Raw genomic sequence first — 6556 nt, 5'->3', positions numbered from 1 at the left:
GGTGTACCCATTCCTTATCAAACTCAATTTTTAATCCGTCGATTGTACTGTTTGGCTGAGTTTTATATTTCTCCTGAACCTTTACCAACAAGGCATCAATATCCATTTCAGGAGTTAATGTGATTTTATTTTTAGAGATGTAATACTCAGGGTAGCTTTTGCGTAAAAGAGAGATAGACTTACCAAATTTAGCCAGATGAGTTAAGAACAAAGCTATTCCAACTAAAGCATCGCGACCATAGTGAAGTTCAGGGTAGATAATTCCTCCGTTCCCTTCTCCGCCAATCACAGCATTTGTAGCTTTCATTTTGTTAACCACGTTAACTTCACCTACTGCCGATGCATTATATGTTCCGCCAGAATTTTCAGTTACATCTCTAAGCGCTCTTGTAGAAGATAAGTTAGATACTGAATTACCTGGTGTGTTTTTAAGGATGTAATCTGCTACAGCTACTAATGTGTATTCTTCGCCAAACATAGATCCATCTTCGCAAACAAAGCATAAACGATCTACGTCAGGGTCAACAACAATACCAAGATCAGCATTTTTGCTCTGTACAACTTTAGCAATCTCCGTTAAGTTTTCAGGAAGCGGTTCCGGATTATGGGGAAAATGGCCGTCAGGTTCACAATACAACTCATAAACAGTTTCAACTCCTAAAGCTTTTAGCAAAGCTGGTACAAATATACCTCCTGTTGAGTTAACACAATCAATTGCAATTTTAAAATTAGCAGCTTTTATTGCTTCAACATCCACTAATGGCAACGCAAGAATAACATCAATATGCTTTTGCAAATATGTATCATTACTTATCACTTTACCTAAATCATCAACATCAGCAAATGCAAACTCAGATTTCTCCGCAATTTCCAGAACATCCTTTCCATCTGCATCACTAATAAATTCACCTTTCTCGTTAAGGAGTTTCAATGCATTCCACTGTTTTGGATTATGGCTCGCTGTTAAAATTATACCACCACCGGCATTTTCCATCGGAACAGCAATTTCAACAGTTGGAGTGGTAGATAAACCAAGGTCGATTACTTCAATACCCAAACCTTGCAGGGTACCGATAACCAGGTTATTTACCATTTCGCCAGATATCCTGGCATCACGGCCCAGAACAATTCTTTTGTTATTTGTTTTGCTGATTACCCATGAACCATAGGCTGCAGTGAATTTTACAATATCGATTGGGGTTAAACCATTACCGGCAATACCACCGATTGTCCCCCTTATTCCAGAAATAGATTTTATTAGTGTCAATTTGTTGATTATTTTTTTTCCAAAAATAACAAAAAATAGGCAAAGCAGGTTAACTCAGCACCATGCATTCGTAAAATTATGCTATATTTCCTTTGCTGTCTATTTAAAATTTTTCGTAGAGGAGGTAGCGATAAAATTGTTTTATGATAACAATTTTATCTAAGTTTGTTTTTTTTCTAAAACATCAAAATACAGGCTCTATGCAGCGAAAATGGTTCCAATATTGGTTTAACTCTCCTTTCTATCACATACTATATAGTCAGCGTAATGATGCCGAAGCAGAGTTTTTAATTGATAACCTTTCTGCTTACCTGAAACCAGCCGCAAATTCCAGAATTTTAGACATCGCCTGCGGAAGAGGTCGACATTCAATTTATCTTAATAAAAAAGGTTATGATGTAACCGGAATTGACTTATCAGAGCAAAGTATTAAATATGCCCAGCAATTTGAACAAAAGAACCTTCATTTCTTTGTTCATGATATGCGCAAGCTTTCTTTTATCAACTATTTTGACATTGCAATGAACCTATTTACCAGTTTCGGTTATTTTGAAACGGAAAAGGAGCATGTGAATGCAATGAAGGCGTTCAGAAAAAGCTTAAAAGAAGACGGGACGTTGGTGATAGATTATTTTAACACGCAAAAAATCCTTAAAAATCTCACCCAGCAAGAGATAAAAACCGTAGAAGGTATTGAATTTCACCTGCATAAATTTGTAGCCGAGGGGAAAATTATTAAACATATAAATTTCGAGCATAGAGATAAACCTTATGCCTTCGAAGAACGTGTGCAGGCTTTTACTCTTCAAGATTTTGAACGTATGTTTGAGAAAAGCGGACTAAAGATAGCAGCTACTTTTGGAAGTTATGGATTAGATCCTTTTGATGAAAGCAAATCGGACAGATTGATACTAATTTGCAAAAAAGCATGATAGAAAGTTTACAACAATTTGATGTAGAACTTTTTCTTAAGATCCATAGAGGCCTTGCTAATCCATTTTTTGATTGGCTGCTCCCTTTAATGCGCAATCGTTATTTTTGGGCGCCATTATATTTGTTCATCATTATTTTCTCATTTATTGAGTACAAAAAGAAAGGCTGGTACATCATTGGGATGTTACTTGTTACATTTGCTATTGGTGATATGGTTGCATCAAGGCTTATTAAACCTGCAGTAGCAAGAATAAGACCTTGTAATGAAATAACACTGGCTGATGATATCATTCACCGTGTGCCTTGCGGAAGTGGCTATAGCTTCCCTTCTGCGCATGCTACAAATCATTTTGCAATAGCTGTATTTCTTATCTTTGTATTTTACGACAGATGGAAACCAGTGCTACCAATTGGACTTTTCTGGGCATTTATTATTTCGTTCTCTCAGATTTATGTAGGTGTTCACTACCCTATTGACACCATGGTGGGCGCAATACTTGGTACGCTTATAGGCTTATTGACATCGAAAATTTATAAAAAATTACAACCACAGTTATAATGGAAATCTGGAAGGTATTAATTCTATTTCTTAGTGCATTTTTGGGAGGTTCTGCTATTTTTTTAGTTAAAAGCGACAAGTCCCAGCTTTTAAAACTGATTCTCTCTTTTAGTGGTGCCTATTTATTTGCGATAACTGTTTTACATTTAATTCCAGATGCATACAGTGGTTCTGACCCGCAGGAAATTGGAATATTTATTCTTATAGGTTTCTTATTACAGATATTTTTAGAGCAATTTTCTGAAGGCGTAGAGCATGGTCACATCCACAAACACCATGAGACACAAGTATTTCCATACGGAATTATGATTAGTCTTTGTCTTCATGCTTTTCTTGAGGGAATGCCTTTAGCAAAAGATCAGCATAATGCTTTGATATTTGGAATTTCACTTCATCACATCCCCGCTGCCTTTGCATTAGCCAGTATTTTAATGCAAAATCAATTTAAAAAGAGTAACATACTCATTTACATTGGGATTTTTGCCATAATGGCCCCCTTTGGGTTTTACGTAAGCTATGGGCTTAGCAATGGAACTATTGGTGGTATTGAGAATTATTTCAACAGAATTATGGGAATTGTAATCGGTATATTCTTGCATATTTCTACTACCATATTATTCGAGTCGAGCGTAGATCACAAGGTATCAAAACGTAAAATGATTGCCGTACTGTGCGGCATAGCGATTGCACTAATTGGGTATTTCAGCTCTAGCCATTCGCATTAAGCATATATTAGCCTCTCATTTTATCAAGTAAATCATTTAGTGTAGTGGCTTCCTGTTCGGTTAAATTTGATGAGATCAGTACTGAAAGACTAACCTCCTGATCCATCAGTTCAAGCAATTCCAGGCCTTTGTCGCTTATTCTAATATCAACAGCTCGTTTATCTACAGCATTTGACTCTTTTATAACAAGTCCTTTTTGCACCAGTCTATCCACTATTCTTGAAGTATCACTCATTTTATCGAGCATTCTTGATTTCAGAAGATTTATGGTAGCCGGACTAGGATTTTGTCCGCGCAAAATTCTTAAAATATTAAATTGCTGAGTAGTAACCTCAAAAGGCAGGATCGTTTGCTTTAGTTTCTCGGTACACCAATTACTGGTATGCCACACATTTACAATGGCCTGGTGATGGATGCTCTCAAATTTTGTGGTAAGCGTTTCTTTCTGCAACTGCATCTTTTCGTTCTTTATTTGTTTGGTGGTGTAGCTTTTATTTTTTGCTTCCCAAATCCCCATGGACAATGTTTACACTTATTTTTACAGCAATAACCACGTTTTAAGTGATAAGCTTCTGTAAAAACCATAAAGCCATTTTCATTGAAGTAATAATCTACACCTTCTTTCATCAGTTAAGCAATTTCACTACCAAACTTTTTTCGTAATGTTTCTTTAAATGGTATCCATTACCATGATTAGTCCAAACTTGTTTAGGTTTTACCTTTTCTATCGTTAAAATTATATCATTCCAATCGGCATGATCTGATATGTACAATTGAATTTCATGGCTACTTTGAAGGTGTTTCCAGCCTGTTGCAAATATCCTGATCACATTAATTGCCTTAAAATAGCTCTTAAAAACCATTGGCGGAACCATATAAACCATGTTTGTATGATTGTTCTTCATTACTTTACGGTCATAGATCTCATACTTCCCTAAATTTACTCCCATTTGCTCATATATTTTCACAAAAGGTAACATACTATAGTGAACAAGTATCCTTTTTTCTGTACAGTAATCATTCATCAAGCTGATCAAACGCTGGCATTTACCTAAGGCATATGCACCAAGCATAATATTACTGGTAGTTGAGCTCAGCTTAATTATTTCTTCCTCGGCAATCGGGTGTTGTGTTTCCGGATCAGCAAATGTGGTTTCAGTTATCAAGACATCTGCTTCTACAAATTCTACCGGTTCGCAGGTTTTATCTGGTTGGAGCTTATAATCGCCAGTATAAAGATACTTTACTCCTTCATACTCCATTAGCACCATAGCAGAGCCTAAAATATGTCCTGCCGGAATAAAACTTACTTTAACCCCATTCACATCAAAAGTTTGATGATACTCCATGATGTAGAATTCTCCACCTGCAAATTTCTTGTATCTATGATGCATAAATAAAGAGGTTGCCATTGTACAGTACACATTGTGGTTACCTCCAACTGCATGATCGCCATGGGCATGCGAAATGACTGCATTTTTAACTGCTTCTTTTGGATCCAGATAAAAATTACCGTACCTGCAAAACAGACCGGTCTTATCGATCTCTATAAAATCTTCTAATATCATTAAGGTTTGGTATTGAGAAACAACTGATGGAGACCCATTACCTGATTAATAAGGGAATCTGTTTCGTTGTTGTTGATCAGGTAATCAGCCATCTGTATTTTCTTTTCGTCGGTAAACTGCTTGTCCATTCTGGCTTTTACCTGATCGGCAGTTACTCTATCGCGTTTCATTACGCGATCTAATTTGAGTTCCAATGGTGCAGTAACGAGAATGTTCTTATCACACATTCTGTAAGAACCACTTTCAAACAATAAAGCAGCTTCTTTAAGTATATAAGGAACCTTTTCGGGCAATTGATTAACCCAGTTATCGAATGCTCTAAAAACTGCAGGGTGAACTAATGCGTTTAACTTGGCCAGCTCCCCGGCGTCGTTAAATACGATACCAGCGATATGCTTATTATTTAATATATCTCCAGGCAGATAGCTTTCTTTGCCAAAGGTATCTTTAACACCCTGGATTAGAATGGCATCATTTACCATAATTTCTTTAGCTATGGTATCGGCATAGAATACGGAGACACCCAACGTTTCAAAAATTTTGCAAATAGTAGTCTTCCCGCTACCAATTCCTCCTGTAATCCCTACTTTTAACATTATTTCTCAATTATAAAATCAATCTTCTCGGGAACAATATTCACCAATTTACAATAATCCGGAAAGCGGGTTATTTTAACTCTTAGCTGATTGTGTTTTAAATCTCTCCATTCATCCAAATCTACAACAGCATCTATAAAGTTCTCATTGATCTGCTGGTATTTTGACAAAGCGACCAAAAAAGTGATTTTAACCTTCTTCGGGTATAGTTTAATGTTGTAATAATCTTTATTATTTATGATTCTCAGCGACAGATCAATTGTTTTTTCTGTGAACTCATCAATAGGTACCTTTACCTCTGCACTTGTGGGAAAAATACTTACATTCTTCATCTTATTCTGCGTCATAGCAATTCTTGAAACAGTTGTATTTTGAGCATCTGTAAACTTTAAAGAATCGGTTGGCCAATCTTTAATTTTTTTAAGCTCTTCTTCCGGTCCGGATAATGTCACATATTTAGGGATGATCTCAATATCTTCTGAAATACCGTATTGCTTTGCAAAACTAAAATTAGACACCAATTTTACTGGCACTCTTTTAACGGTTCTTTCAGAAAAGTCAAAATAAAGTGTATCCGGTTTTACGGAAATTATCTTTTGCGAAGTTTCCAGCTGCCTGTTGACATTAAACAATTGCTCAGAAAAAAGAATGAAATTGCGATTATTTAATTTTTCCAGATTGATGGCTATTGACTGGGGTTTAACCCTTAAGCGTGCAAATAATAATTGCCAGCCTGTTCCCTCAACCTGCAAATCAACAGTATCTGACTGAAGTGCATGAAAGGCACGTTTTTGAGGGAAATTCTTATAAACCAATACGGTTTTAGCAGTATAAACGTACTTATTATTTAACGCCATTAACAACCACGCTGCTACTGCAAGAAGCAAACAGGTGACTAAAACGAGGAA

9 protein-coding genes are annotated in these 6556 nt (G+C 36.2%); 3 read left to right on the top strand and 6 right to left on the bottom strand.

The window, feature by feature from the left end:
• On the bottom strand, window positions 1-1267 hold a 1267-nt coding region (gene glmM / locus AC1DDX_RS12630; protein WP_477622109.1), incomplete at its 3' end, for a phosphoglucosamine mutase.
• Window positions 1268-1467: 200 nt separating this feature from the next.
• Here glmM and AC1DDX_RS12625 point away from each other — a divergent pair.
• The 3 genes from AC1DDX_RS12625 to AC1DDX_RS12615 are packed head-to-tail and all read left to right on the top strand — an operon-like array spanning window position 1468 to window position 3484.
• Window positions 1468-2199, top strand: a complete 732-nt coding sequence (locus AC1DDX_RS12625; protein WP_048906943.1) for a class I SAM-dependent methyltransferase — start codon at window positions 1468-1470, stop codon at window positions 2197-2199.
• Window positions 2196-2759 (top strand): phosphatase PAP2 family protein, encoded by a 564-nt coding sequence (locus AC1DDX_RS12620; RefSeq protein WP_288880945.1) that lies wholly within the window; start codon window positions 2196-2198, stop codon window positions 2757-2759. Before AC1DDX_RS12625 ends, AC1DDX_RS12620 begins: the two co-directional genes overlap by 4 nt.
• A complete protein-coding gene (locus AC1DDX_RS12615; RefSeq protein ID WP_172659598.1) occupies window positions 2759-3484 on the top strand; it encodes a ZIP family metal transporter in 726 nt (241 codons plus the stop codon). Before AC1DDX_RS12620 ends, AC1DDX_RS12615 begins: the two co-directional genes overlap by 1 nt.
• Before the next feature lie 7 nt (window positions 3485-3491).
• On the opposite strand, the gene AC1DDX_RS12610 is transcribed toward AC1DDX_RS12615, so the two are convergent.
• The 5 genes from AC1DDX_RS12610 to AC1DDX_RS12590 are packed head-to-tail and all read right to left on the bottom strand — an operon-like array spanning window position 3492 to window position 6505.
• Window positions 3492-3941 (bottom strand): MarR family winged helix-turn-helix transcriptional regulator, encoded by a 450-nt coding sequence (locus AC1DDX_RS12610; RefSeq protein ID WP_172659597.1) that lies wholly within the window; start codon window positions 3939-3941, stop codon window positions 3492-3494.
• 11 nt (window positions 3942-3952) lie between these two features.
• Complete coding sequence (locus tag AC1DDX_RS12605; RefSeq protein ID WP_172659596.1) at window positions 3953-4111, bottom strand: DUF5522 domain-containing protein; 159 nt, start codon at window positions 4109-4111, stop codon at window positions 3953-3955.
• Window positions 4111-5052, bottom strand: a complete 942-nt coding sequence (locus tag AC1DDX_RS12600) for an exonuclease (protein WP_172659595.1) — start codon at window positions 5050-5052, stop codon at window positions 4111-4113. Before AC1DDX_RS12600 ends, AC1DDX_RS12605 begins: the two co-directional genes overlap by 1 nt.
• The gene (coaE, locus tag AC1DDX_RS12595; RefSeq protein WP_288880952.1) at window positions 5052-5648 is read right to left on the bottom strand and encodes a dephospho-CoA kinase; all 597 of its coding nucleotides are present in this window, start codon (window positions 5646-5648) and stop codon (window positions 5052-5054) included. Before coaE ends, AC1DDX_RS12600 begins: the two co-directional genes overlap by 1 nt.
• Window positions 5648-6505 carry a YbbR-like domain-containing protein gene (locus AC1DDX_RS12590; RefSeq protein WP_477622108.1) on the bottom strand — a complete coding sequence of 286 codons (858 nt, stop codon included), beginning with the start codon at window positions 6503-6505 and terminating at the stop codon, window positions 5648-5650. Before AC1DDX_RS12590 ends, coaE begins: the two co-directional genes overlap by 1 nt.
• Window positions 6506-6556 lie beyond the last annotated feature (51 nt).

This window comes from Pedobacter sp. 10L46_2, assembly GCF_056395165.1.
This window is presented reverse-complemented; position numbering and strand designations above follow the sequence as displayed.